We start from the raw sequence: 23,219 nt of genomic DNA, 5'->3' as shown, positions 1-23,219 counted from the left end.
CACGGTGGCGGGAAACCGCGCGACAGCGTCGCACCCCTGCGGCAGAGTGTCAGGGGTGACACCCGATACCACCCCTGACAGGTCGGCGCTGCGCAGCTGGCTGCCCGGCTTCCTCGCGCTCGCCGCGATCTGGGGCGCGAGCTTCCTGTTCATCAAGGTCGGCGTCCGCGAGCTGCACCCGCTGCACCTCACCCTCTACCGGGTCGCCGCCGGTGCGCTGACCCTGCTCGTCGCGCTCGCGCTGCTGCGCGACCGGCTGCCCCGCGAGCCCCGGATCTGGGCCCACCAGTTCGTGGTCGCCGCGCTGGGCGTGGCCGTGCCGTTCACCCTCTTCGGCTACGGCGAGCAGCGGATCGAGTCGATGCTCGCCGGGATCTGGAACGCCACCACGCCGCTGATCGTGCTGCCGATGGCGGTGCTGGTGTTCCGCACCGAGCGGCTGACCACCCGCAAGGCGGTCGGGCTGGGGCTCGGCTTCGCCGGGGTGCTCGTGGTGCTCGGCGTCTGGGCGGGCGTCGGCGGGGCCCACTTCACCGGTCAGCTCATGTGCTTCGGCGCGGCGGCCTGCTACGGCTTCGCCATCCCGTACCAGAAGCGGTTCGTCGCGGGCAGCGCCCACTCCGGCCTCTCGCTCTCGGCGACCCAGCTCGTGTTGGGGACCGCGCAGCTCGCCGTGGTCGGCCCGCTGGTGGCGGGCGCGCCGCCGCTGCCCACCGACCTGTCGCCCGGCGCGCTGGCCAGTGTGCTCGCGCTGGGCGCGCTCGGCACCGGCCTGGCCTTCGTGATCAACCTGCGCAACATCCGGGTGGCGGGGGCGAGCACCGCCTCCATGGTGACCTACCTCGTGCCGATCTTCGCCGTGCTGGTCGGGGCGCTGGCGCTCGGCGAGCGGCTCAACTGGCACCAGCCGGTCGGTGCGCTGATCGTGCTGGCCGGGGTCGCGGTGACCCAGGGCCTGCTCGGCCGGCGCGGGCGGGCCCGCAGGGTCGACGTCGCCCCGCCGGCCGCCCCGGTCACCGCCCGCTGAGCCGGCGCACGCCGGGCCAGCCCACGTCGAGCCGCTGCGCGTCGGTCAGCCCCGGGCCCACGCCACGAGGCGCTCCGCCGGCCAGGTGTTGACCACCCGGTCGGCGGGGACGCCGCACAGGGCCGCCCGCTCGCAGCCGAACCGCTGCCAGTCGAGCTGGCCGGGGGCGTGCGCGTCCGTGTCGATCGCGAACCGGCAGCCCGCCTCCAGCGCCCGCCGGATCAGCCGCTTCGGCGGGTCCTGCCGCTCCGGCCGCGAGTTGATCTCGACGGCCACGTCGTGCTCGGCGCACGCGGCGAAGACGGCGTCCGCGTCGAAGTCGCTCTCGGCCCGGGTACGCGGCCGGTGCGCCCGGTCGCCCGGCCCCCGCACGCCGGCCGGGCGCGACGACACCATCCGGCCGGTGCAGTGGCCCAGGATGTCCAGGTGCGGGTTGGCGATCGCCGCCAGCATCCGCCGGGTCATCCGGGCCCGCTCGTCGTTGAGCCCGCTGTGCACCGAGCCGACGACCACGTCGAGGCGGGCCAGCAGCTCCTCCTCCTGGTCCAGCGAGCCGTCGGCGAGGATGTCCACCTCGATGCCGGTGAGGATGCGGAACCCCTCGGGCAGCGCCTCGTTCACCGCCGCCACGTGGTCGAGCTGGCGGCGCAGCCGGTCCGCCGTGAGCCCCCGGGCCACCTTGAGCCGCGGCGAGTGGTCGGTCAGCACGACGTACTCGTGGCCCAGCTCGACCGCCGCGAGCGCCATCTCCTCGATGGGCGAGCCGCCGTCGGACCAGTCGGAGTGGGTGTGGCAGTCACCGCGCAGCGCCTCGCGCAGCGCCGTGGCCGCGGCGTCCAGGTCGGTGCCCTCGGTGGCGACGAGCCGGCGCAGGTAGACCGGCTCCTCGCCGGCCAGCGACTCGGCGACGCAGCGGGCGGTGACGTCGCCGACGCCGGCCAGCTCGGTGAGCCTGCCGGAGCGGGCCCGTTCGGCCAGCTCCGCCGCCGGCAGCGCGGCCAGGGCCGCCGCCGCCGACCGGAACGCCCGAACCCGGTAGGTCGCCTCGTTGGCCCGCTCCAGCAGGAACGCGATCCGGCGCAGGTCGGCGATGGGGTCCCGGTCGGTCATGCCCTGCAACCTACGCGCCCGCGCCGCCGGTCGGGGTACGACCGGCGGCGCGGGGTGGTGCGTCAGTGCGGACCGGTCAGGAGTACGGCAGCTTCACGACCGACTGGTTGCCGAGGCCGAGGGTGCTGGGGCTGCCGCCGATCGCCGACCAGACCTCCACCTTCACCGTGCCGTTGGCGAGGTTGCCGAGGGTGCCGCTGCTGGAGTGCAGCCCGGCGGCCTGGGTGTAGTGCTCGTACCCGGGGACCGGGTCGGTGGCGAAGTAGCGGTAGGTCTCCACCCGTTCCCAGCTCCCGTTGCCGGTGAGGTCGTAGGAGAGCCGCACCTGCACCCCGTTGCCGACGGCGGTGCCGGCGTCGAGGAACAGGTCGAACGCGGTCTGCCCGCCGGCGTACGCGAGGTTGAGGCCGGTCGCGGTGAACACCTGGGCGTTGGTCGGGGTGCCGTCGTGGTTGCCGTTCGCCGCCGCCACCGTCGTGGTGCCCGCGCCGCCGGCCGCACCGAGCCCGCCCCCGGCGAGCAGGTAGCGCGTCGGCGAGCTGGCCGGCGGCGTGGCGGTCGGCGACGGGCTCGGGCTGGTGGGCGTCGGGGTCGGGGTCGGCGTCGGGCTGGTGGTCGGCGTGGGGCTCGGGGTGCCCGTCGGCGGCACGCCCCCGGCGGCGTTGCCGCCGCTCCACGTGTACGCCCCGGTGGTGGCCGTCTTCCCGGCCCCCACGGTGAGCGTGGTGCCGTCGGAGAACCGCACCGTGACCGGCGCGGCGGTGATGTTCGACGCCACGTACGTCCGCGCCCCGTTGCGGGTGAAGACGGCGCTCAGCGGGTGGTTCGCGCTGACCGTGGTGTCGACCGTGCCCAGCGCGGCGAGGTTGCGGATCCAGTGGAAGGTGTGCGCGCGGCTCTCCCCCTCCTCCGGCGTGTACCCGGGGTTGGCCCGCAGGTTCGACAGCGCCGTGGCGGGGTCGCCGAGCGCCTGGAACTGCCAGAGGATGTCCTGCCACACCGTCGGCTGCCCGTTGTTGTTGCGCACCAGTTCGGCGTAGTTGGTGCGCACGTACGCGGGGTCGTAGCCGAGGTAGAGGTGGCCGCCGGTGACGGGCAGCAGGTTGATGCCCTGGATCATCTCCGGCTCGGCGCTGAACCAGGTCGCGTACGCGCCGCCGTCGCCCCAGACCATGCCGACCGTCGAGTGCTCGAACCCGGCCGGGAAGTTCTCGTCGGCGTGGTCGAACCAGTATTCCTGGATCGCCGCCGCCTGCGTCGTGTAGAGGAAGATGCCGGCGTCGCGGACGGCCGTGTCGCCGGTGGCCTGACCCCACTGGATCAGGGCGTTGGCGAAGTTCATCCCCTCCGACGAGGACTCCTGGTTGTTGCCCGCCCCGAATGAGCCGTGCCCGGAGGCCCAGTCGTGGCCGGCGTAGATGTCGAAGTCCCGCAGGTACGGGAACCGGGTGTCGTTGCGGTCGTAGTTGTCGGCGTCGCGGATGAGCAGGTCCACCATGCCGCCGTAGCGGGCGTCGGTGGCCCACTGCGGGTCGAACTTGGCCAGGGTGGCCGCCGCGGCGATGAAGTAGCCGTAGTGGAAGTGGTGGTCGTTGAGTTCCTGGTCGGACCCGTAGGAGGCCGGGTAGCCGATCAGGGTGCCCCAGTTCTGGTCGTAGTAGAAGACCTTCGCGGTCTTGCCGGGCGAGGCGGTGAACCAGTCGGTGAGGGTGGACCGGATGGCGTTCAGCGCGCTGTCGCGGGTGGTCGTGTCGTCGACGAGGTCGGCCACCTCGGCGATCCGGGCGGCCCGGCCGAGGCCCTTGCCCGTCCAGTACGTGTCGCCGCCGCGCTGGTCCATCGGGTTGCCCCGCACTGCGGCGAGCTGGTCGCGCAGGGTGGCCAGGTCGGCGCCGGAGCCGTCGCCGACGGCCGGCAGTTCGGGCAGCACCCCGTGGTAGGTCATGGCGGTGCGGAACTGGGTGACGCCGGTGAGGACCTTCATCCGGCCGCGCGCCGACGGGTACGTCTGGGTGATCGGCGTGGAGCCGGTCAGCGCCCTCCACTGGTGCGGGTAGAGGCTCACCACGGTCTGCGTGGCGGTGCCCTCCCGGGGCGTGGTGGTGAACGCGTACGTGGTGGTCAGGCGGCTGGCCGCCTGGTCGTACGCGTACGAGACGCGGGTGCCGGTGACGTGGGCGTGCGCGTACCGGCCGTAGGTGGTGGCGAGGCTGGTGCGTTCGGCGGCGGTGCTGCCGGCGGTGGTGGGCAGCAGGGCGACGGAGAAGTAGCCCTTGCCCGCGAGGGTGGAGGAGATCCGGCCCCCGCTGACCGTCCAGCTCGCGCCGCTCGGCGCGTACGCGACGTAGTCGTGGCCGGCGACGGTGAAGCCGATGGTGGCGCCGCTGTTGGACCAGACGGTCGGGGTGCTGTTGGCGTTGACGACGGCGTCGCCGCCGGTGGCCTGGAAGTAGGCGAACGGCAGGCCGTGGCCGATGGTGGCGCGCAGGGTGCGCGCGCCGTCGCTCCAGTACGGGGTGACGGTCCAGTCGGTCCAGCCGGCGACCTTCACCGTCGGCGCGGCGAGCCCGGCGACGCCGACGCGGATGTCCTGCGTGTACGGGTAGTGGAACTCGCCGACGCCGGTGGCCGTGCCGCTGATCGCGGGGGTCGAGTTGGCCGAGAAGCCCAGGCCGTCGGTGAACGTGTCGTAGGACAGCGGGTGGGCGTGCAGCGGCTCGCTGTAGGCGCAGTCGGTGCGCTTCCACAGCAGCGACGACCACCAGTCGTTGGTGGGCACGGCACCGGCGGGGGCGTCGGCGGTGACGTGCTGCCGGGGGTTGCTGGAGATCTGTCCGCAGCCGGAGGGCAGCGGGCCGACGGGCGTGGTGGTGTAGCTGCCCGCCCCGACGGACGCGGCCTGGGCGGGGGCCGTGTTGACGGCCACGGCGAGGCCGCCGGTGGCGAGGGCGAGGACGGTGGACGAGACGAGGGCCCAGAGGCGGCGGCGGTGTGGTGTGGGAGGTGTCACGGGTTCCTCCATCGCGCGGGTGCGCCGGACCGGCCGGCGTCGGCGCTTGGTCGGGATTGGGGAGGTTCGTTACCTGTGAGAGCGCTCTCTCATGCCGGGACGTTAACCGGTGTTCGAGACGTCCGTCAATGTGTGCGACCGGTTGAGCCGGGATGTCGCGATTGGACCGTCCCTGGCCCCGCTCCCACGCCCCGCTCAGCCGCCCAGGGCCGAGCCTCCCGTGCGGACCGTCAGCCGCCCCCGCCGCCGGTCTTCGGGGCCTTCGGGCAACCGTGCTCCCGACGCCACGCGGCGACCTCGGCGGCCGGCTCCCGGTTGCCGCCCCGCCGCCACGAGTCGAGATAGCGGGCCGGCCAGACCACCCCGCGCCGGATCCACCAGTCGCCGCGGCCCGAACACTGCGGGGAGAGCCCGAAGTGCAGGTGGCAGACGTTGTTCGCGTTGCCCGTGCGGCCCACCCGGCCGAGCTGTTTCCCGGCCCGCACCCGCGTGCCGGCGTCGATCCCGTCGGCGATCGCGCTCAGGTGCGAGCCGTAGTAGCGCACCCCGTCGTCGCCCAGCAGCGACACCGACAGGCCGCCGTTGTAGGGACCCAGCGGCCCCCGCTTGTCGAACCGGTCCACCCGGCTCACTTCCAGGATCGTCCCGTCGGTCACCGCCACCACCGGCTCGCCGCAGTCGGCGAAGATGTCCGTCCCCGGATAGGCGGAGTGGGTCGGGTGGTAGGCGACGTTGCCCGCGCGCACCGGGAAGACGTGCCGCAGGCCGGTGCGCGTCGGGCTGGGCGACGCCGACGGCCGGGCGCTCGCCGACGGGCCGACCGGCGACGCCGACGGGCTGACCCGCGTCCCGGCCGGCTGCCCGCCGGTGACCATCCCGGTCGGTGCCACCCAGCCGGCCCCGGGCGTGCGGTTCGGCGGCGGCGCGCCGCAGCCGGCGGCCAGCACCGGCGCGAGCAGCAGCAGCACCGGGTACGCCGCGCGCGGGCGACGCCGACGCGGGAAGCGCGAGGACATCCGCCCATCCTGACAGAACCGATACGGTGGGGAGGGTACGGTCCGGGGTGTCCACCCCGCGCCCTGCGGCAACCGGCGGACGGAGTGCGGTGATGACCTGGCAGCCGGCCCACCCCGACTGGGCCGACCCGGAGCAGCCGGCCCACCCCGGCTCGCGTACCCCGTCGGGGCTCTTCCCCTCCGGGCCGCCGTCACGGCCCACCTGGCGCGAACCGCACCCGGTGACCGGCTCGGCGGTCGCCGCCGGGGCGGCCGTCACCGCCGCGTGGCTCGTGCTGTTCGCCCTCCTCGGCCGCGACGTCCCCACGTACGCCTGGTGGACCGTCGTCGCCGGCGCGCTGGCCTGGCTGGCCGCCCTGGCGCTGGCCCGCCACGGCGACCGCGGCGTCGCCACCGGCGTCGCGATCGTCACCGCCGGCGGCTGGAGCGTCGCCGCCGCCGTGGTGGCCGTGACCTGGGCGACGACGGGCGACTGGCCCCTGTGGTGACGGGCCCCGCGCGGCGGGACCGGCCGGCCCGCGCTGCCACCCTCGGTCGCCGGCCGGCTGCGCACCGAATCCCGTCTTGACGTACCCGCTTCGACGGCGCACTCTCGGCGGTATGGCCTGGACCACCCCGCGGCTCGACCCCGAGCGGAGCCGCCGCCGCCTCCAGATCCTCGCCGAGCTGGCGGGGGCCAGAGCGGGACGTGAGCGGGAACGGCCCCAACGCGCGCGCACCGAACGGCTGCGGCAGCTCATCGCCACCCGACGCCGGGTCGCGGGCTGACGGCTCCGGCCGACCGCCGCACTTTCCACAGGAATGACCGGCCCTTCGGGGCGTTGACCGGTCGCCTGCCGACCCGACCGGTTAACGTGCACGCGTAACGAGTCGGCGTGCTGTGCAGAAGGAAACTTGGGGGAACCGTGTCGTACTTCGCTGCCGCCGTGGTGCGCGACGGAGGCGGCTGGACCGCCGCAGAGGTGAACCTGCGCGGGGCCACCGACGTCGACGAGGTCGCCGACCGGCTGCGGGACGTCGAGCCCGACGCCGACCTGTCGCTGCTCTTCGTCGAGGCCGACGACGCCTACCTGGTCATCCTGCGCCTCGACGAGGGCGAGGACCTGCGGGTGTTCGGCTCCGACTCCGCGTATGCCGAGGAGTCCCGGCTGGGCGCCCTGCTGGTCGGCGACCTCAAGGGGTCGGTCACCGGCTTCGACGACACCGAGGAGCCCCGGCCGAGCGCCGGCACCGGCGACGACGACAGCGAGCAGCCCGCCGTCGACCCGGAGGCGGACCCGGTCGGCGACGCCGACCTCCTCGCCGACCTCGGCATCCCCGCGCAGCGGCTGCTGCGCCTCTGCGCCCACGAGGGCATGCTGCCGGCCGACGTGACCGCCGAGGTGTGCCAGGTCCTCGGCTGCGCCGACGAGGTCGAGGAGCTGCGTGGCGTCTGAGCCGGCGGACGCCACCGACCCGGCACTGGAGGGCGTACGGCCGGGCCAGCCGACCCCGGGCGCGGTGCGGCGGTTCGGGCCGGGCGCCGACGAGGGCCTGGCCGAACTGGGCCTTGCCGGCCCGAACGACGGGCATCTCGGCGGGGTCGGCCTGGGTGGAGCCGGTCGCCGGCAGCGGCACGAGCTGTGGATGCGGCGCGCCCTCCAGGTCGCGGTCACCGGCCCCGATCCGGCCCGCGCCGACGCGTCGGCCGACGGGGTGGCACGCGTCGGTGCGGCGGTCGACGCGGCTCGCGCTGGTGAGGTGGCCGACGACGTGCCGGTCGGCGCCGTGATCTACGGCCCGGACGGCACCGAGCTGGCCGCCGGGCGCAACGAGCGGGAGCTGACCGGGGACCCGACCGCGCACGCGGAGGTGCTGGCGCTGCGCCGGGCCGCCGAACGCCTGGGCCGGTGGCGGCTGGACGACTGCACCCTCGTGGTGACGCTGGAACCCTGCACGATGTGCGCCGGGGCCATCGTGCTCGCCCGCGTCGCGGCCGTCGTCTTCGGGGCCTGGGAGCCCAAGACCGGGGCCGCCGGCTCGCTCTGGGACGTCCTGCGCGACCGGCGGCTCAACCACCGCCCCGAGGTCTACGGCGGAGTGTTGGAGGCGGAGAACTCCGCCGTCCTGCGCGCCTTCTTCCGCTGACCCGCCCCCCGCCCCGCCCGCCCCGCGATCGGGGCCGGGCCGGGCGGAGACTGCTCAGGCGATCGCCGTGTCCAGGCCGATCTCGACCATCTGGGAGAACGTCTGCTCCCGCTCCTCCGACGTGGTCTTCTCGCCGGTCTTGATGTGGTCGCTGACGGTGAGGAGGGTCAGCGCGCGGGCGCGGAACCGCGCGGCGATCGTGTAGAGCGCCGCCGACTCCATCTCCACCGCCAGGACGCCGTAGTCGGCGAGGCTGTCGTAGAGGTCCGGCCGGTCGGTGTAGAAGGCGTCCGCCGCCAGGATCGGGCCCACCCGCATGGTGATGCCGCGCCGCTCGGCCACCTCGACCGACGTACGCAGCAGCCCGAAGTCGGCGACCGGGGCGTAGTCGATCAGCCCGGCGAAGCGCATCCGGTTCATGTTGGAGTCGGTGGACGAGCCGATGGCGGCCACCACGTCCCGCAGCTTCAGTTCCTCGGTGAGCGCCCCGCAGGAGCCGACCCGGATCAGGGTCTTCACGCCGTACTCGTTGATCAGCTCGTGGGCGTAGATCGAGGCGGACGGCATGCCCATGCCAGAGCCCTGGACCGACACCTCCACCCCGTTCCAGCGGCCGGTGAAGCCCAGCATGCCCCGGACCGTCGAGTAGCACCTGGCGTCCTCGAGGTAGGTCTCCGCGATCCACTTGGCCCGCAGCGGGTCGCCCGGCATCAGGACCCGCTCGGCGATCTCTCCCGGCTTCGCGCCGATGTGCGTACTCATGGCAAAGATCCTGCCAGGCCGACCGGGGGGATACCGGTTCGGCATCCGGTCCCGGTGTCCTGTACCCTCGTCGGCGGTGGCGTGTCCGAGTGGCCTAAGGAGCACGCCTCGAAAGCGTGTGAGGGTTTACGCCCTCCGCGGGTTCAAATCCCGCCGCCACCGCTCGTGAAACGCCTGGCAGATCCGTGAGGACCTGCCAGGCGTTTTGTCTTCCGCCGTCTCCCGCCGTCCGAACGTCGCACAACGGGTCCGAAAGTCCGTTATCGCCGTCGATCCGGGGCCCCTATCGTGTCGGGACGTAAACACGGAGCGGGGAGAGTCATTTGCGTCGGAGAACTGCAAGCGTGTCGGTCCTGGCCGTGCTGGCCGGGCTGGCGATCAGTGCCCCCGCCGAGGCGGCGGACATCGGGATCATCACCCGGGAGGGCGTCAGCCTCCAGTACGAGCGGGTGGCGAAGGCGGTGACCCCGGTGAAGGGGGCGGGTGCCACCCGGTCCGACTTCGACGGCGACGGCCGCGACGACCTCGCCGCCACGGGTCAACCCTTCGAACCCAAGCTGCCCCATTACCCGACCGGGCTGGTCGTCGTGCGCTACTCGTCCGCGCCGCAGGTCGACTACTTCACCGGGGTGCTGCGGGACGTACCCAGCTGCAGCTGCTTCGGCAGCGCGGTCGTGGCGGGGGACTTCAACGGCGACGGCTACGACGACCTGGCGGTCGGCGACTCGGGCGAGGCGGACCCGCAGAACAAGACCTACGCCGGCGGGGTGTGGGTCATCCCGGGCAGCGCCTCGGGCCTGGTGGGCGGCTCGGCGATCCACTTCAACCAGAGTTCGCCGAACGTGCAGGGCGAGCCGGAGGACTACGACCAGTTCGGGGCGGTGCTCGCGGCCGGCGACATCAACGGGGACGGCCGCGACGACCTGGCGGTCGGCGCGTACGGGGAGGCGATCGGGGACAAGGCGGACGCCGGCTCGGTCTACGTCCTGTTCGGCGGGTCGACGGGGCTCACGGCCACCGGCTCGCAGTACTTCCAGCAGGACCAGGCGGCGGTGCCCGGTGCCGCCGAGCGCAACGACCAGTTCGGCCGTGCCCTCGCGATCGGCAAGGTCAACAAGGACCAGTACGCGGACCTGGTCATCGGCGCACCGTGGGAGAACGACGGCGGTGGCGCCAGCGGCAGCGGGCTGGTCACCCTGATGTGGGGGTCGGCCGGCGGTGTCTCCTCCACCGGGGCCACGTCCGTCACCGGGGCGGGAGTGCACGCGGCGACGGGCGACCGCTTCACCGTCGCCTGGCACCTGGGCGAGTCGCTCACCGTCGGCGACGTGAACGGCGACGGGCTGGGCGAGGTGATCGCCGGGGCACCGAGGGCCCAGACCCCGCAGGACAACGGCGGCCTGATCGCGGTCTTCACGGGTCGCTCCGCCGGCCTGTCCGGCAGCGCGGTGAAGATCATGACGCAGCGCACGGCCGGTGTGCCGGGAGACCCGGAGTCGTTCGACCGCTTCGGTCTGACGCTCGCGGCCGGCGACGTGACCGGTGACGGCAAGGCGGACGTGTTGGTCGGCACGCCCGGCGAGGACATCGGTTCCACCACCGACGCCGGCACAGTCACGTTGCTGAAGGGTTCCTCCTCGGGCCTGACCGGCACCGGGGCGCAGGGCTTCGACCAGAACCACTCGGTGGTACCGGGCTCGGCCGAGCGCGGGGATCGCTTCGGTGGCACCGTTGCGCTGCTGAACCTCAACGGCACCGGCGGGCTGGACGCCGTCGTGGCGTCGGCCGGGGAGGAGGTGGCCGGCGACACGCCCGGATACGCCTCGGGCTCCATCGCCGCGTTCCACGGCTCCTCCGGTGGGCTCGTGCCGCAGGCCACCTCGTGGAGCGGCGCGTCCCTGCGTACCGATCGCATCTCGCTCCTGAACTACGGGGACCGCATCGCCGGGCCGCACTGCGGCATCACCGCTATCTGACCCGTCTGGGGCCCGCCACGGGCACGACGAACCGCCCCATGGCGGTGATCGTGCCCGCGCCGGGCCCCAGGGCTCGGCCCGCCCCGACTCACGTCACGGGGAGGTGGCGTCCCGGTGGGTGAGCCGGTATGCGCCGTCGACCGGCCTCGATACGCGGGTCAGCCCTTGATCGAGTTGGGCACCACGGGGACCGTCACCGACGTGCCCGTGTTCGCGGTGACGTCCGGCACCAGGATCCTGGTGATCTCGATCTCGGGGCGCTGGGTGCGCCTGGCGATGCTGTCCGTCTCGCGCTGCACGGGGCAGAACGGCAGCCCCAGCCAGTACTTGGCGAAGACGTCCCACGCCGCAAGCTCCTCCCGATTCAGCTTCTCGACCTCGAGGCCGTCGTCGCCCTTGCCGATGTCCGGCAGGGCCGCCTTGTCGAACGCCTCCGCCAGCAGGACGACCGTCTCGTCGTAGCAGTTGGGGTTGACGGACCGGCCGAGTCCCCAGTCGTCACGCGTCCGGCTCAGCCGCTCCCGGTCATCGTTGCTGATCTTGTTGTCCTGCTGCTCGCCGAAGAGCAGACCCCCCTCGTCCTTCCCCGTCCACCAGCTCGCGTAGTAGGCGCCCTGGTAGCCCTGGCACAGGTAGCGGTTGCCGTTCGGGTGGACTTCCAGCAGGAAGGTGTGCACGAACGGGATGGTGCAGTCGAGGAGCAGGATCTGCCCCTGCGGCGGCACCTCCCGAAGAAGCTCCAGCAACCGTTTCCCGGCACCCGAGCCGACCTTCTCCCGCTTTCCCGACTCGATGCCGCCGACGAAGGTGGGGTGCTTCTTCTTCAGCTCGGACAGGATGTTCTCGGCCGTCTTACCGCAGTTGGCCCAGTTGACACTGCCCATCGCCATGTTGAACAGGCCCTCGTTGCGGGACTTCACGACGGTCGTGTTCCTCTCGCCCAGGAACCCGCCGGTCTTCACCCGCATCTGCGCCGCCCGCACGGCCTGCGGCCAGGAGGGGAACGCCTCCTTGCCCTCGGGGCCGGACCAGGAGACGAGCTGCGCCAGGATGGCCTGTCGTTCGTGCTCCGCCAACTCCTCACCGGTCGTCTGCTGATACTGGCCGAACGCCTGCTCGATCTGCTCGGCGTAGGGGTCGAGCGCGCCCGTGACGCTCAGGTCCGGAATCGGATTCTTGGCGATGGTCAGCAACATCTGCTCCTCGGCGTGATCGTCGACGTCGGAACGACGCCGACACCGAGACGATGCCGCAGGGGGAGATGCGCTGCTGTCCGAGATCCGCGGTTCTGTTATCCGCAACCCGATCTTACGGGTGCGGGAGCGCCTAGGCGTCTGACTTGGTCAGCCGGTCGGCGAAGAACTCCAGCAGTTCCCGGTGGACGAAGATGTAGCCGTCGCCGACGTCCCGCAGGAACAGGCACTGCACGGCGTAGTCGAGGAACGGCCGCAGCGGCCGGGGCACGACGCCGTCGCGGGCGAGCCGCCGGCGGACCAGCCACTGCTCGGTGAGCGGCCCGAGCGCGACGGCCACCAGCAGGTACGACGCGGCGAACGCTCCGACGACCACCCCGTATCGGAGGCCGTCGGCACCGGTGCGGGCCAGGCCGACGGGCAGCCCGCCGAGGGCGCCGGTGACGACGCCCAGCAGCGGTGCGCCGGTCGCGGCGAAGCGGAGCCGCTGCCGCAGGGCGGGGCTCGGGATCTCGCGGCGCGGCGCGCCGCCGGGCGGGCCGATCAGGTAGAGGTCGAACAGCATGGCGCGGGTGAAGGCCAGGGCGAGCAGGGTGGCCAGCAGCATCCCGAACCAGTGCGCGAAGTCGGCGAGCAGGCCCGGCCAGCCGCGCAGCCCGTCGGTGAGGCCGAAGGCCAGCCCGACCAGGAGGGCTGCGGCCACGGCCGCCCACCCGACGCCGACGTTGCCGGCCACGTCGCGTAGCTCGTCGGCGGTGTCGGTCACCCAGTTGACCCGGAGGGGCCGCCGGTCCTCCGGCCGGCGTTCCCGGGAGGCGATCAGTTCGAGGTCGTCGTACTCGTCGCGGACGAGGGCGAGCAGGGTCAGCGTCGCGGCTGCCAGCCCCACCACGAGGCCGGGCCAACCGATCAGGGCAGCCCCGAGCAGGGTGACCACCCCGCCCACGGCGACGCTGGCCAGCGCCCGGCTGAGCAGGTCGGCGCTGCGCCCGGCCCAGAACGGCGACCAGGTCGGGGCGACCAGGTCCAGCACGAAGATGGTCTGCTGCCGCTTGCGCAACTGGTGGCCGAGCACCGTCAGATACTGGACGGCCTGCTCCGGCCGGTACGCCGGGTGCGGGCGGTGCCGCAGCATCGTCTCGACGTACCGGGCGAAGAGGCGGGTGCGGCGACCGCCGGGGCCGTCGGTCGGGCCGGGACCGTCGGCGTAGGCCAGGCCCATGATGGCGAGCAGCAGGGGCGACCCGGTGAACTCCCACAGGCCCTCGTCGGCGGCGAGGGCGGCCCGCAGGCCGGCGAGAGCGGGCCCGGAGCGGTCCAGGTACCGCTCGATCTGCGGCCGGGTCAGCGGCTGGATCGTCACCGTGCCGTAGACGGGCAGGCTGGTGCGGAGCTCCCGGTATTCCGACTCGCGGCAGCAGACCGCGATCGGGGTGAGCGGCTGCCGGGCGTGGAACACGGCGATCGCCGCCGCGCACTCGTCGCGGCGGGCCGCGACGACCTCGTCGAGGCCGTCGAGCAGGGGCAGGACCGCGCCGGCCTCGATCCACGCGGTCGCCTGCCGGGACGGGATGCCGTAGCGCTCGGTCAGCTCGGCGGCGAGCCACTGCTCCAGCGGCAGGCGTCGGGTGGCCCACGACGACAGGTTCAGCACCACCGGGATGGGGGCGTCCGGGTCGCGCCCGGCCCCGTCGACCAGCTCCCGGGCGAGCTCCAGCAGGGTGGTCGTCTTGCCGGAGCCGGGCGCGCCGAGGATCACCACGGCGCGGTCGAGCCGCTCGAAGAGGCCGGCCACGGACGCGCCCTGGTCGAGGACGCCGGTGAAGCCGTCGCGGTGGGTGGCCCGCAGCGTCCACGGGTACCGCCGGTCGTCGGCCGATGCGGTGACGCCGAGCTGGATGCGCGCCTCGCGGTGCAGGGAGCGGTCCAGCACGCTGGTGATCCAGTACCGGCGTACCCGGTCGAGCAGGACCCGGCGGGCGTGCGCGGCGGCCACGCCGGTGACCGGCGCGGACTCCCGGGCCCGCCGGATCTCGACCACCATGACCGCCACGACCACCACGGCGAGCGCCGGCCAGGCGAGCCACAGGTGCGGCGTCCACCCGTCGGGCAGCGCCCCGGTGGCGACGTTGGTGACGACGCCCAGCAGGGTCACGCAGACCACCGAGAGGACGACCGTGGTTACCCGACGCATGCGTCGTCTCTACCGTCCGGCCCGCGTCCGCACAACCCATGATCGGGTACGCGCCGGTCAGGCCGCCTGCGGACGATGGAGCCCTCGGCTCAGCAGGGGCCGTGGCTCGGTTCAGCAGGGGCCGTAGCCCTCGGCGAAGAGGCGGCGGGCCCAGTCGGCGTACCCGGCGATGATCTTCCGGACCGTGCGGCCGTCGTGCAGGAAGAGGTACGCGCGGTCGCCGCTGCGGGCCAGTAGCCCGTCGAACCGGTACGTCCGCTGTGGAGCGTCGAGCGGGCTGACCGACCGGTAGCGGGCCCGGACCTCCCCGACCGGCGTGCCGACGCCGATGCCCTGCGGGGTGCGGACGTTGATCCGCTCCGCCGTGGGGACGGGGTCGTCGAGCCAGAGCAGCACCAGCCGGTCGTTGACGAAGATCGGGCTGACCGCGCCGTGGCCGGCGAGGGTGGGCCCGCACGCGTCCACGTCGGACGCCAGCATCCCGCGCCGGGCCAGTTCCTCCTCGGTGTCGCCGAACTCGACGTCGGTCAGGCCGTTGAGGTCGACGACCTCGTCGACCGCCTCGTCTGCGGCCGACCGGCCGGCGTCGGGCGGCGGACCGGGCGGGCGCGCGTCGCCCCCGGCGTCGACCGGCCCCTGTGGACGTACGCCGCTGCCGGCGATCGAGGCAGCCGCGAGCAGTGTCGCAATGAAAACGAATTGTCTGAATTTCATGGAATCCCCCAGTCCACAACGGCCCCGGGGCGCTCAGGTTGCTGCCGATCGCCGGATTCCCCGAATTCCCACTCCTCGGCCAGCTCGTCCCAGTAGTCGGCGCTCAGTCCGCGCCGCCCGTGCGCCAGCCAGCCGGCGGTGTTCCGCTCCAGGTGCAGGCCCAGTTCGGCGAACGGGTCGAGCCACCGCCCCGGCTCCGCGCCGATGCGGGTCAGCGCCGCGTTCAGCGGCCACTGCCCGCGCGGGGCGTCCAACACGTCGTCGAAGTGCGGCCCCCAGCTCACCGCGCCGCCGAGCCACACCACCGACGCCTGCCGGCCGAGGCCCCCCGAGAACGCCGCCTCCAGGTAGGCCACCGGTCCCGACCTCGACCACCCGGCGAACAGCCCCGCCAGGGCCGGCGACAGCACCAGCTCGAACGGCTGCTCCGGGCCGGGCTCCCCGGCGGCGAAGTCCGGCAGCGCCCCGGTCAACTCCTGCACGAGCTGCGGGGTGACCGGCAGCAGCGCGAAGTCCTGCCGCAGCGCGGCGAGCACCGCGTGGTCCAGGTCGGCCGTCCGTTCGCGGAGCAGCTCGACATCGGCCACCACCGCGCTGAGCTGGTAACTCATCGGACCCTCCGCCGTCCACAGGCTGTGGATAGAACATGTGTACGACCGGGCGTGGTGTGCCGGCGCTGCCCCGGACCGTACCGAACGCGCCCCCTGTGGCCGCCGGGCCGGTGCGGACGTGGAAGAAGGGCCGGCCCCGGGCGGGGGCCGACCCTTCCTCCAGCGCGGGAGGTACCCGGATCAGTAGAACGAGCCGCCGCTCTGCGGCCCGGCGATGCGCAGGCCGAAGCGCTGGGGCCAGGCGCGGTCGGTGCGCAGCGACGCGCCGCTCCACGAGGTGGTCTGCGGCACGAGCCCACCGCTGGACCCGAAGAACGGGGCGATCGACCCCGACGGGTAGCCCGCCGTGTCCGACGCCACCTCCTCGCCGGTCGACGCCACGACGGCGTCCAGCGCGCCGGTGCCGTTGAGGTTCAGCAGCGCGACGGAGGCGCCGAACTTGTCCCCACGCTCGGCCGAGCCCGGCACCACCGAGTGGTTCTGGTCGAAGCCCTGCGCCCCGGTGCCCGTGAGGCCCGAGGAGGAGCCCTTCAGCAGGGTGATCATGCCGGCGCTGTCCGTCGAGCCGATGTCCTCGCCGGGCACGCCGACCAGCACGTCCGCCTTGCCGTCGCCGGTCACGTCGCCGACCGCGAGCGAGCCACCGAAGCGGTCCTCACCCTCGGGGTCGCCCGGCACGCCCGCCGTGCGCTGCGTGATGATCTTTACGGCGCTGGCCGACAGGCCGCCGGACCGGCCCGTGAACGCGGCGATGAGCCCGCCCGTGATGTGCGGAGTCTGCGCGCTGGGCGCGCCCGCGATCACCTCGCCCAGCCCGTCGCCGTTCACGTCGCCGATCGCCAGGGTCTCGCCCAGGTACCAGGCGACGACGTCGGGGTTGCCCGTCGCCGGGTACACCGCCCCGCCGGTCACCGACGTCGCGCCCGTGGTCGACACGCCGCTCGCCGAGCCCCACATCAGGGTGACCATGCCGCTGCCGTTCCAGGACGTGCCGTCGTTCTCGTGCGGCGCGCCGATGACCAGGTCCGCGTACTTGTTGTTGTTGACCTTGCCGATCGCGAGCGAGAAGCCGAAGTGGTCGTTGCGCTCGGCCGAGCCCGGCACCGCCGCCTGGTCCTGCTGGAGATACTGGGAGCCGGTGGCCGTGAGCCCACCCGACCCGCCGAACAGGACGTAGACCGAACCGGCGTCCGCCTTGTCCCCGATCGCCTCCCCGTACGCGCCGATCGCCAGGTCGTCGCGGCCGTCCCCGTTGATGTCGCCGGTTGCGAGCGCGCCACCGAACCGGTCGTAGCTCTCCGGCTCGCCCTGCACGTTCGGCGAACTCTGGTTGAAGTGCCCGGCCGCGCCGACCACCAGGCCCGAGGCGCTGCCCGGGATGACCCAGACCCCGCCCGCGTGGGTCTTGTTGCGCGGGTCCACCTCGTCCGAGTCGCCGATCACCAGGTCGTCGTAGCCGTCGCCGTTGAAGTCGCCCGCCGCCAGCGCGGTGCCGAAGCAGCCGCACCCGCCCTCCGACGACAGGACGCCGAAGAAGTAGTCGACCTGCGGCGCCGACGAGTAGCGCACGACCACCACGCCGGTCGGGTACTGGGGCAGACTGGTCTCGAAGGGATCGCCCGAGGCCGCCAGGTCGTCGCGGCCGTCGCCGTCGAAGTCGGACCGGGTGGCACCCGTCCCCTTCACCGGGGTCACCGCCTTCGCCACCCGGTGATACTGGAGGGCGATGCCCTCCCGGGTGATGGTGCCGAACTCGTCGGCCGCCCGCGCGGGCGCACCGACCGCCAGCCCCGCCACCACGGCCAGGGCCGACACCCCTGCCGCTGTCTTTCGACGTGTCGTCATCCGACGCAACACAAACCCCCGCTCGTTGTTGGACGCCCCGACACGCTAGGGGGATAGATCAACGCCCATAACCAGGCGAACGGGCAGGTCAGCCGCCGACCGGGCAGCCCGCCCGGCCGAACGGCCGACCCGGCCTGTCACTTCAGCGCGACCCCGTCGCCGGCGGCGGACACCGACGCGACGGTGGAGTTGCCCGCGTACGACCAGCGCCAGTAGCCGGCCGCGCTGGCGGTCGTGGTCGTCTTCAGGTTGCCGCTGGCGGCGGTGTAGACGGTCTTCACCGTGGTGTAGGTGCTGCTGCTCGACTTGCGGAACTGCAGCTTCACCGGCTGGTTCGCGTACCCCGCGAAGGTGGTGGCCGCGTCGGTGGTGGCCCGGGTCAGCTGCCGGTCACGGTCAGCTTGCCGCCCTTGGCGACCGGCTCCGGGGAGGCGTCCACGGTCAGCTTGGCCACCTTGAGGAGGGTGACGCTGTCACCGCCGGAGACTGAGGCGGCGGAGGTGCCGCTCCCGGCGTACGACCACCGCCAGGCCCCCGACGCGGTGGCCGTGGCGGTCGTCTTCAGCGTGCCGTCGCTGGCGGAGGTGACCGTCTTGACGGTGGACCAGGTGGTGCTGCCCGACTTCTGGAACTGGAGCCGCACCGGCTGCCCGCCGTAGCCGACGGCGGGCCGGTTGCCCGCGACGTCCCAGGCGCTCCAGTTGGGCTGGGTCAGCTTCCCGGCGACGGTCAGCGTGCCGTCCTTGCGGACGGGCTCGGGGGTGGCGTCCGCCGTCGCCAGCGTCGTCTGCTTCAGCAGCGGCACGTTGTGGGCGGGATCGCTGTAGAGGAGGTACTGCCCGCCGTCGTAGACGTAGCCGAAGATGCGCAGCTGGACCTGCCGGCCGGCGGAGGCGTTGTCCAGGCTGTGCTGGTGGACGACGGCGGTGCCGGTGCAGGTCGACGTGGTGGCCGTGGTCTGCACGCACGTCATGTTCTGGCTGGCGGGCCCCTCCAGGAAGGTGAAGAAGTAGCCGCCGCCCACGCTCCGGAGCTGGGCGTCGATGGTCGCCACGCCGCCGGAGTCGTCGTAGATCTCGGTGACGGCGGGCACGGTGACGGAGACGGCGTTGCTGGTGCCCAGCACGATCGGCTTGCCGTTGTTGATGGTGGTGCTGCGGATCCTGGTGTCGTGGTAGTCCGCGTGGGCGGGCGGCGGCGTGAGCAGCAGGCCACCGGCGACCGCCCCTGTCACGACCAGGGCGACGTTGCGTACGGATGTCAAGGATCCCCCATGGGTCAGGAACCGCGCCCGTGGCGCGGTGGCCGCATCCTGCCACACCGGGGACGGGGCCTGGCCAGCAGATCTTGGACGGTTGTCGTCCGGCGCCGACAGCAGGTGTCCAAGTTCTGGAGGCGCTCCCGAGCGGCAGCGCGGCGAAGCGGTCGCGGAGACGACTCAGGGCCGGTCCCCGTGGGGCCGGCCCTGTCGTCCGTGCTGCTCAGGTGAGCGGAGGATACGAGATTCGAACTCGTGAGGGTGTAAACCCAACACGCTTTCCAAGCGTGCGCCCTAGGCCTCTAGGCGAATCCTCCGTGGGACAGGATACAGGTCCGCCGCGCGCCGGCCACCCCACCACCCCCCGAAGATCGACCGGGCGTCGGGTAGGGTGGGTGTCACCTCCCGTGCGGCGGTATCTCGTGAACCTCCCCAGGGCCGGAAGGCAGCAAGGATAAGCGAGCTCTGCCGGGTGCACGGGAGGCCTTTTTGTCTCCCGGCACCGCTACCGTACGCCGCAGGCCAGGTGCCGGCCAGAGTGCCGGCCGGGGCACGGGGTGGTGGGTGGTCACCCGCGCCCGACCGGCGCAGAATGGCTCGGTCGAGAGGAGGCGGGACGCGTGACACTGGCGCTCTACCGCAAGTACCGGCCGCGCACCTTCGCCGAGGTCATCGGCCAGGAGCACGTCACCGAGCCGCTGTCGCAGGCGCTGCGCAGCGGCCGGCTCAACCACGCGTACCTCTTCTCCGGGCCGCGCGGCTGCGGCAAGACCTCCAGCGCCCGCATCCTGGCCCGCTCGCTCAACTGCGAGCAGGGGCCGACGCCGGAGCCGTGCGGGCAGTGTGACTCGTGCCGCTCGCTGGCCACCGACGGGTCGGGCTCGATCGACGTCATCGAGATCGACGCGGCCAGCCACGGCGGCGTCGACGACGCCCGCGAGCTGCGCGAGAAGGCGTTCTTCGCGCCCGCCCGCAGCCGGTTCAAGATCTACGTCATCGACGAGGCGCACATGGTCTCGTCGGCCGGCTTCAACGCCCTGCTCAAGCTGGTCGAGGAGCCCCCGGAGTACGTCAAGTTCATCTTCGCCACCACCGAGCCGGAGAAAGTCCTCGGCACGATCAAGTCGCGGACCCACCACTACCCGTTCCGGCTGATCCCGCCGAAGACGCTCCGCCCCTACCTGGAGCAGCTCACCGAGGCCGAGGGGGTGACCGTCGACCCGGCGGTCTTCCCGCTGGTGGTGCGCGCGGGCGGCGGCAGCGCCCGGGACAGCCTCTCCGTGCTCGACCAGCTCATCGCGGGCGCGGGCCCGGAGGGGGTCACCTATCCCCGGGCCGCCGCGCTGCTCGGCGTCACCGACTCGGGGCTGCTCGACGAGATGTGCGACGCCCTCGCGGCCGGCGACGGCGCGGCGGCGTACGCGACCGTGGACCGGGTGGCCGAGGCCGGGCACGACGCGCGCCGCTTCGCGTCGGACCTGCTGGAGCGCCTGCGCGACCTGATCGTCCTCCAGCAGGTGCCCGACGCCGCCGAGAAGGGCCTGATCGACGGCCCGGCCGACCAGATCGAGCGGATGACCGCCCAGGCGCAGCGGCTCGGCCCGGCGACCCTGTCCCGGTGCGCCGACATCGTGCACGACGGCCTGGTGGCCATGCGCGGCACGACCGCGCCCCGGCTGCTGCTGGAGCTGATCTGCGCCCGCATGCTGCTGCCCGGCGCGGACGACTCCACAGGTGGCCTGCTCCAGCGGCTGGAGCGGATGGAGCGCCGGCTCACCCTGGGTGCCGTCGAGCTGCCGCCGGCCGCCGCCGGCTCCGCGCCGGTCGCCACCGCCCCTGCGGTACGCCCCGAGGCGACCCCCCCGCCTGCGGCGGCTGCCGCGCACCCGGCGCCGGCTGCGGCGTCCGCCGCCCCGGCGGCTGCCCCGGCTCCGTCGGCCGCCCCGCCGTCCGTGGCTGCTGCGGCGGCAGCTCCGGTGTCCGCAGGCCCCGCCCCGGCCGCTCCCGCCCCTGCCGCGCCCCGGCGGGAGGTCCCGCCGGAGGCGGTCATGCCCGACCCGGCGACCCCCGCCCCGCCCCGCCCCGGCGCGGCTGCGGCGGGTGCCCTGGACGCCGTCGCGGTGCGCCGGGTCTGGCCGGACATCGTCGCGAAGGTCAACCGGATCAAGAAGCCGGCCGCCGCGCTGATGCGCGACGCGGTGGTCCGCGACGTGGACGGCGACACGCTGGTGCTGACCGTCAAGTCTCCGGTGCTTGCGCAGATGATGGGCAACCACACGTCGGTGCTGGCCGAGGCGCTCTACGAGGAGTTCGGCGGGCGCTGGCAGGTGCGCTGCGAGGTGGCCGGCGAGCGGGGCGGCGGCTCCCGGGGGCCCGCCCCCGCCCCGCCCCGCCCCGCGCCGGCCCCGCCCGCGTCCCCCTCATCCGCGGCCCACGCGCCCGCCACGAACGCCCGCCCGTCGCCCGGCACCGCGCCGGGTCCTGCCGGCGGTGCTGCCCCGGCCGGCGGTGCCGCTGGCGCTGACGAGGAGTGGCCCGAGCCCGCCCGACCCGGTGGGGCCGCCACCGCTCCCGCCGCGAGCGCACCGGCCGGGGACGACTGGCCGGAGGCGGCCCGCCCGGGTGGCGCCGCCCCCGCCGCGCCGCCGGCAACGGCCCCGCCCGGCGGGCCCGCCCCGGTGGCCGCCGCGCGTGCCGCCGCCCCGGCGACGTCGCCCCATGGCACCGCCAACGGTGCTGCGGCCAACGGTGCCGCTGCGGCGACGCCGGCCAACGGAGCCGCCGCGCGTGGTGCCGGCCCCGCCGCGCCGGCCAACGGTGCCGCCGCCCCGGGCGGCAGGGCTCCCGCTGCCGGCAGCGGGCTCGCCGCCGCGCGGGCTGCGGCGGCCGGCCGGGGTGCGCGTACCCAGAACGGGGCCCGCAAGACCGCGGACGCCGACTGGGCGGGCGAGCCGCCCTACGACCCGGACTTCGACGGGCCGGTGCGCGGCGGTGGCCGCCCGGGCCCGGCGGCGCCGGCCGCCCCGACCTACGAGGGCTTCGACCCGGGCGACGAGCCGCTCGACGAGGTGATCGACGAGCGGACGGCCCGGCAGTCCAGCGAGGAGCAGGCGGTGCAGCTGCTCCGGGAGGCGTTCGGCGCGGAGAAGATCGACGAGGTGGACGCCCGCTGACGCGGGCGTCGCCCGTGCCAGGCAACAGTCTGCGCCCCGGTTAGGCTGGGCGCGGTCGAGCAGACGAGTGCGAGAAGGAGCCATCCGTGCGCCCAGGTGGACAGCCGAACATGCAGCAGATGCTGAAGCAGGCGCAGAAGATGCAGCAGCAGATCGCCAAGGCCCAGGCCGAGCTTGCCGAGGCCGAGCTGACCGGCACCGCCGGGGGCGGCCTGGTCGCCGTGACGGTCTCCGGCTCCGGCGACGTGAAGAGCATCAAGATCGACCCGAAGGCGGTCGACCCGGAGGACGTGGAGACGCTGGAGGACCTGGTGGTCGCCGCGTTGCACAACGCCGCCGAGGCCGCCCGGGCGCTGACGGAGCAGAAGATGGGCCCGGTCGCGGGCGGGATGGGCGGCCTCGGCCTGCCCGGCTTCTGAGCCGGCCGACGCAGATGTACGAAGGTGCCATCCAGGACCTGATCGACGAGCTGGGGCGACTGCCGGGCGTGGGCCCGAAGAGCGCACAGCGGATCGCCTTCCACGTCCTGTCGGCCGATCCGGCCGACATCAACCGGCTGGCCGGCGCGCTGCGCAAGGTCAAGGACCTGGTGCGCTTCTGCACCACCTGCTACAACGTGGCCGAGTCCGAGCAGTGCCGGATCTGCCGTGACCCGCGCCGCAGCGACGAGGTGCTCTGCGTGGTCGAGGAGCCCAAGGATGTCGTGGCGATCGAGCGCACGGGCGAGTTCCGGGGCCGCTACCACGTGCTCGGCGGGGCGATCAATCCGCTGGAGGGGATCGGGCCGGACAACCTGCGCATCCGCGAGCTGATGACCCGGCTGGGCGGCGGCGCGGTGCGGGAGCTGATCCTGGCCACCGACCCGAACACCGAGGGCGAGGCGACGGCGACGTACCTGGCGCTGATGGTCAAGCCGATGGGCATCTCGGTGACCCGGCTGGCCAGCGGCCTGCCGGTGGGCGGCGACCTGGAGTACGCCGACGAGATCACCCTCGGCCGCGCGTTCGAGGGGCGCCGGGCGGTCTGACAGCAGGTGCCCTCAGGGGCAGGGGCGACGTAACAGTTTGGCATCGTGGTTTCGGATCGTTCGGCGAAACTCGCTTTTGGCCGTAGATTCTTCGGTCGTCTCGCGCCTGGGACACGATCCGATACCAACCCTTGCCCTGCCAGTTTCGGGCCGGTCCGAACGGGAGCTAAGGTCAC

At 73.6% G+C, this 23,219-nt stretch carries 19 protein-coding genes, 2 tRNA genes, 1 other RNA gene and 1 pseudogene; 11 read left to right on the top strand and 12 right to left on the bottom strand.

Annotated elements, in window-relative coordinates; all coding sequences use genetic code 11:
* Positions 1 to 55: 55 nt before the first annotated feature.
* Positions 56 to 1,184, top strand: a pseudogene (locus tag ACVMYR_RS14960) (DMT family transporter); the annotation flags it as partial.
* Here the strand turns inward: ACVMYR_RS14960 and ACVMYR_RS14955 are convergent.
* From ACVMYR_RS14955 to ACVMYR_RS14945, 3 genes are all read right to left on the bottom strand, one after another.
* Positions 1,073 to 2,137 (bottom strand): PHP domain-containing protein, encoded by a 1,065-nt coding sequence (locus ACVMYR_RS14955; RefSeq protein WP_077937922.1) that lies wholly within the window; start codon positions 2,135 to 2,137, stop codon positions 1,073 to 1,075. The pseudogene ACVMYR_RS14960 and the gene ACVMYR_RS14955 overlap by 112 nt on opposite strands.
* A 76-nt stretch (positions 2,138 to 2,213) precedes the next feature.
* A complete protein-coding gene (locus tag ACVMYR_RS14950) occupies positions 2,214 to 5,147 on the bottom strand; it encodes a glycosyl hydrolase (RefSeq protein WP_457122033.1) in 2,934 nt (977 codons plus the stop codon).
* Between the two features lie 230 nt (positions 5,148 to 5,377).
* Complete coding sequence (locus ACVMYR_RS14945) at positions 5,378 to 6,022, bottom strand: M23 family metallopeptidase (RefSeq protein WP_457122060.1); 645 nt, start codon at positions 6,020 to 6,022, stop codon at positions 5,378 to 5,380.
* A 233-nt stretch (positions 6,023 to 6,255) separates the two neighbouring features.
* Between ACVMYR_RS14945 and ACVMYR_RS14940 the strand changes: the two genes are divergently transcribed.
* From ACVMYR_RS14940 to ACVMYR_RS14925, 4 genes are all read left to right on the top strand, one after another.
* Complete coding sequence (locus ACVMYR_RS14940; RefSeq protein ID WP_198956585.1) at positions 6,256 to 6,651, top strand: hypothetical protein; 396 nt, start codon at positions 6,256 to 6,258, stop codon at positions 6,649 to 6,651.
* A 112-nt stretch (positions 6,652 to 6,763) separates the two neighbouring features.
* The gene (locus ACVMYR_RS14935; RefSeq protein WP_176734415.1) at positions 6,764 to 6,931 is read left to right on the top strand and encodes a hypothetical protein; all 168 of its coding nucleotides are present in this window, start codon (positions 6,764 to 6,766) and stop codon (positions 6,929 to 6,931) included.
* 137 nt (positions 6,932 to 7,068) lie between these two features.
* A complete protein-coding gene (locus ACVMYR_RS14930) occupies positions 7,069 to 7,599 on the top strand; it encodes a tRNA adenosine deaminase-associated protein (protein WP_043964862.1) in 531 nt (176 codons plus the stop codon).
* Positions 7,600 to 7,789: 190 nt separating this feature from the next.
* Positions 7,790 to 8,290 carry a nucleoside deaminase gene (locus tag ACVMYR_RS14925; protein WP_198956587.1) on the top strand — a complete coding sequence of 167 codons (501 nt, stop codon included), beginning with the start codon at positions 7,790 to 7,792 and terminating at the stop codon, positions 8,288 to 8,290.
* 54 nt (positions 8,291 to 8,344) lie between these two features.
* Here ACVMYR_RS14925 and deoD read toward each other — a convergent pair whose 3' ends face one another.
* Positions 8,345 to 9,052 carry a purine-nucleoside phosphorylase gene (gene deoD, locus ACVMYR_RS14920; RefSeq protein WP_077937926.1) on the bottom strand — a complete coding sequence of 236 codons (708 nt, stop codon included), beginning with the start codon at positions 9,050 to 9,052 and terminating at the stop codon, positions 8,345 to 8,347.
* A 75-nt stretch (positions 9,053 to 9,127) separates the two neighbouring features.
* Between deoD and ACVMYR_RS14915 the strand changes: the two genes are divergently transcribed.
* Positions 9,128 to 9,214: transfer RNA gene (locus ACVMYR_RS14915), tRNA-Ser, on the top strand.
* Positions 9,215 to 9,396: 182 nt separating this feature from the next.
* Complete coding sequence (locus tag ACVMYR_RS14910; RefSeq protein WP_457122032.1) at positions 9,397 to 11,028, top strand: FG-GAP-like repeat-containing protein; 1,632 nt, start codon at positions 9,397 to 9,399, stop codon at positions 11,026 to 11,028.
* A 158-nt stretch (positions 11,029 to 11,186) separates the two neighbouring features.
* Here the strand turns inward: ACVMYR_RS14910 and ACVMYR_RS14905 are convergent, their stop codons facing one another.
* The 8 genes from ACVMYR_RS14905 to ACVMYR_RS14870 all read right to left on the bottom strand — a co-directional run bounded on the left by ACVMYR_RS14905 (position 11,187) and on the right by ACVMYR_RS14870 (position 19,160).
* Positions 11,187 to 12,224, bottom strand: coding sequence for a hypothetical protein (locus ACVMYR_RS14905; protein WP_457122031.1), 1,038 nt, complete (start codon positions 12,222 to 12,224; stop codon positions 11,187 to 11,189).
* Positions 12,225 to 12,354: 130 nt separating this feature from the next.
* Positions 12,355 to 14,415: an NACHT domain-containing protein gene (locus ACVMYR_RS14900; RefSeq protein ID WP_457122030.1), complete on the bottom strand. Its 2,061-nt coding sequence runs from the start codon at positions 14,413 to 14,415 to the stop codon at positions 12,355 to 12,357.
* Positions 14,416 to 14,526: 111 nt separating this feature from the next.
* On the bottom strand, positions 14,527 to 15,129 hold the full coding sequence (locus tag ACVMYR_RS14895) for a hypothetical protein (protein ID WP_457122029.1): 603 nt from the start codon (positions 15,127 to 15,129) through the stop codon (positions 14,527 to 14,529).
* Positions 15,126 to 15,740, bottom strand: coding sequence for a hypothetical protein (locus tag ACVMYR_RS14890; RefSeq protein ID WP_077937949.1), 615 nt, complete (start codon positions 15,738 to 15,740; stop codon positions 15,126 to 15,128). Before ACVMYR_RS14890 ends, ACVMYR_RS14895 begins: the two co-directional genes overlap by 4 nt.
* Positions 15,741 to 15,920: 180 nt before the next feature.
* On the bottom strand, positions 15,921 to 17,585 hold the full coding sequence (locus ACVMYR_RS14885) for an FG-GAP and VCBS repeat-containing protein (RefSeq protein WP_457122028.1): 1,665 nt from the start codon (positions 17,583 to 17,585) through the stop codon (positions 15,921 to 15,923).
* A 137-nt stretch (positions 17,586 to 17,722) separates the two neighbouring features.
* Positions 17,723 to 17,911: a hypothetical protein gene (locus ACVMYR_RS14880; protein ID WP_077937951.1), complete on the bottom strand. Its 189-nt coding sequence runs from the start codon at positions 17,909 to 17,911 to the stop codon at positions 17,723 to 17,725.
* Positions 17,912 to 17,964: 53 nt separating this feature from the next.
* Positions 17,965 to 18,849, bottom strand: a complete 885-nt coding sequence (locus tag ACVMYR_RS14875; RefSeq protein ID WP_144082668.1) for a hypothetical protein — start codon at positions 18,847 to 18,849, stop codon at positions 17,965 to 17,967.
* Positions 18,850 to 19,075: 226 nt separating this feature from the next.
* Positions 19,076 to 19,160 (bottom strand) — tRNA-Ser (locus ACVMYR_RS14870).
* Between the two features lie 82 nt (positions 19,161 to 19,242).
* On the opposite strand from ACVMYR_RS14870, the gene ffs reads away from it, so the two are divergent.
* The 4 genes from ffs (at position 19,243) to recR (ending at position 23,043) form a co-directional block, all read left to right on the top strand.
* An RNA gene (gene ffs, locus ACVMYR_RS14865) (signal recognition particle sRNA small type) lies at positions 19,243 to 19,332 on the top strand.
* Positions 19,333 to 19,463: 131 nt separating this feature from the next.
* Positions 19,464 to 22,016, top strand: a complete 2,553-nt coding sequence (locus ACVMYR_RS14860; protein ID WP_228986648.1) for a DNA polymerase III subunit gamma and tau — start codon at positions 19,464 to 19,466, stop codon at positions 22,014 to 22,016.
* Between the two features lie 110 nt (positions 22,017 to 22,126).
* Complete coding sequence (locus ACVMYR_RS14855) at positions 22,127 to 22,435, top strand: YbaB/EbfC family nucleoid-associated protein (protein WP_043964883.1); 309 nt, start codon at positions 22,127 to 22,129, stop codon at positions 22,433 to 22,435.
* A 14-nt stretch (positions 22,436 to 22,449) separates the two neighbouring features.
* A complete protein-coding gene (recR, locus tag ACVMYR_RS14850) occupies positions 22,450 to 23,043 on the top strand; it encodes a recombination mediator RecR (RefSeq protein WP_043964885.1) in 594 nt (197 codons plus the stop codon).
* The last annotated feature ends 176 nt before the right edge of the window (positions 23,044 to 23,219 follow it).

Source organism: Micromonospora sp. PTRAS2 (assembly GCF_054052245.1).
This window is presented reverse-complemented; position numbering and strand designations above follow the sequence as displayed.

What these genes read in the sequence shown, in the direction of transcription:
- ACVMYR_RS14955 (WP_077937922.1), bottom strand. Translation starts at nt 2,137, where the DNA reads ATGACCGACCGGGACCCCATCGCCGACCTGCGCCGGATCGCGTTCCTG.
- ACVMYR_RS14945 (WP_457122060.1), bottom strand. Translation starts at nt 6,022, where the DNA reads ATGGTCACCGGCGGGCAGCCGGCCGGGACGCGGGTCAGCCCGTCGGCG.
- ACVMYR_RS14940 (WP_198956585.1), top strand. Translation starts at nt 6,256, where the DNA reads ATGACCTGGCAGCCGGCCCACCCCGACTGGGCCGACCCGGAGCAGCCG.
- ACVMYR_RS14935 (WP_176734415.1), top strand. Translation starts at nt 6,764, where the DNA reads ATGGCCTGGACCACCCCGCGGCTCGACCCCGAGCGGAGCCGCCGCCGC.
- ACVMYR_RS14925 (WP_198956587.1), top strand. Translation starts at nt 7,790, where the DNA reads ATGCGGCGCGCCCTCCAGGTCGCGGTCACCGGCCCCGATCCGGCCCGC.
- deoD (WP_077937926.1), bottom strand. Translation starts at nt 9,052, where the DNA reads ATGAGTACGCACATCGGCGCGAAGCCGGGAGAGATCGCCGAGCGGGTC.
- ACVMYR_RS14905 (WP_457122031.1), bottom strand. Translation starts at nt 12,224, where the DNA reads ATGTTGCTGACCATCGCCAAGAATCCGATTCCGGACCTGAGCGTCACG.
- ACVMYR_RS14900 (WP_457122030.1), bottom strand. Translation starts at nt 14,415, where the DNA reads ATGCGTCGGGTAACCACGGTCGTCCTCTCGGTGGTCTGCGTGACCCTG.
- ACVMYR_RS14895 (WP_457122029.1), bottom strand. Translation starts at nt 15,129, where the DNA reads ATGAAATTCAGACAATTCGTTTTCATTGCGACACTGCTCGCGGCTGCC.
- ACVMYR_RS14890 (WP_077937949.1), bottom strand. Translation starts at nt 15,740, where the DNA reads ATGAGTTACCAGCTCAGCGCGGTGGTGGCCGATGTCGAGCTGCTCCGC.
- ACVMYR_RS14885 (WP_457122028.1), bottom strand. Translation starts at nt 17,585, where the DNA reads ATGACGACACGTCGAAAGACAGCGGCAGGGGTGTCGGCCCTGGCCGTG.
- ACVMYR_RS14855 (WP_043964883.1), top strand. Translation starts at nt 22,127, where the DNA reads ATGCAGCAGATGCTGAAGCAGGCGCAGAAGATGCAGCAGCAGATCGCC.
- recR (WP_043964885.1), top strand. Translation starts at nt 22,450, where the DNA reads ATGTACGAAGGTGCCATCCAGGACCTGATCGACGAGCTGGGGCGACTG.